The sequence below is a fragment of the Streptococcus sp. HMSC077D04 genome (genome assembly GCF_001808785.1).
GTDB classification, from domain to species: Bacteria; Bacillota; Bacilli; order Lactobacillales; family Streptococcaceae; genus Streptococcus; species Streptococcus mitis_BX.
In genome coordinates this window covers 1-489 of record NZ_KV794497.1, presented here as the reverse complement: position 1 = coordinate 489, position 489 = coordinate 1, and the positions used below count along the sequence as shown (strand labels likewise).

Genomic DNA, 489 nt, shown 5'->3' with positions numbered 1-489 from the left:
GATGGGGATGCCTACTATCGTGCCGACTTAGAGAAGCGCTTAAAAGGTCACGACAAGTCCGAATGGGATAAAATAATCGACGACTACAATCACACTCTTAAGATTGATGAAACAGGGAATATCATTGACATTTATCCATTTGAACAAGGTTATGTCGTTTCAAAAAATGGGAAATACGATGCCGACTATACTCATTTGGTTAACAAAAAGTTTGATGAACTAAAAGCACAAAACTTTGAAGCAAATTCAGCCGAATTTTGGAGTGGAGTAGCTCAAATATTCTCTGGATTGGGAGTTTACTTTGCGAGTGGCGCCCTCGAAGTTTTGAGTATCATGGCTGGTCCACCAACAGCAGGGACAAGTATCGTAGCTGGTACGGCAGCATCAGTAACAGGGGTACAATATGGAAATGTACTGATAGCTAGTGGAGCAGTAACTAGCTTATCAGCTATCACAAAGACGGCCTTACAAAATGGCGAAATTCAGGTT

The 489-nt window shown here is 41.5% G+C and carries 1 pseudogene; it reads left to right on the top strand.

The features are described from left to right. A pseudogene (locus HMPREF2701_RS01600) lies at positions 1-489 on the top strand (virulence protein); the annotation flags it as partial.